This is a genomic window from Arhodomonas sp. KWT (assembly GCF_010993615.1).
In genome coordinates, this window is record NZ_WNXE01001035.1 from 1 (window position 1) to 581 (window position 581).

Annotated in this window: 2 protein-coding genes; both read left to right on the forward strand. The window is 72.1% G+C overall.

Going from position 1 to position 581, the window contains the following annotated elements:
* On the forward strand, positions 1–256 hold a 256-nt coding region (locus G7A99_RS24005), incomplete at its 5' end, for a MarR family winged helix-turn-helix transcriptional regulator (protein WP_163144585.1).
* Positions 253–581: hypothetical protein (locus G7A99_RS24010; protein WP_163144587.1), on the forward strand; the 329-nt coding region annotated here is incomplete at its 3' end. The genes G7A99_RS24005 and G7A99_RS24010, both read left to right, overlap by 4 nt.

Below are 581 nucleotides of genomic sequence, written 5' to 3' on the forward strand. Positions count from 1 at the left end.
GCAGCTCCAGCGGCTGGCGGCGGAGGGACTGGTGGTCGAGCGGCCCAACCCCGGCCACCGGCGCTCGCCGCTGTATGTGCTCACGCCCCGCGGCGAGTCCGCCTATGCCGCGGCGGAGGCGCAGTGGCGCGAGCATGCCGCGCGCCTCGCCGGTCACCTGGACGAGTCGGACCTCCGCGCGGCGTTGCGCGTGCTCAGTCTTCTTGAGACGGCCCACGAGCCGGCGGTGACCGCCGTCGGGGCGGGTGGGTCGTGAGCGCGCGCGTTCATGCCGGGGCGGGTGTGCTCGCCCTGGCCCTCATCGCGATCTTCTGGATGTCCACGGTGATCTCCGAGCTCTGGCTCGGGGAGGCCGCGGTGGTACGCGTCAAGACGGACATCCTCTGGGCCATGACAGTGCTGATTCCGGCGCTGATGGCGACCGCCGCCAGCGGCTCGCGTATGGCCCGCGGACGTGGCGGCGCGCTACTCGGGAGGAAACGTCGGCGGATGCCGGTCATCGCTGCCAACGGGGTGCTGGTGCTCGTGCCCTGTGCCGTGTTCCTGCAGATGCGGGCTTCGGTGGGAATGCTGGACGGGAC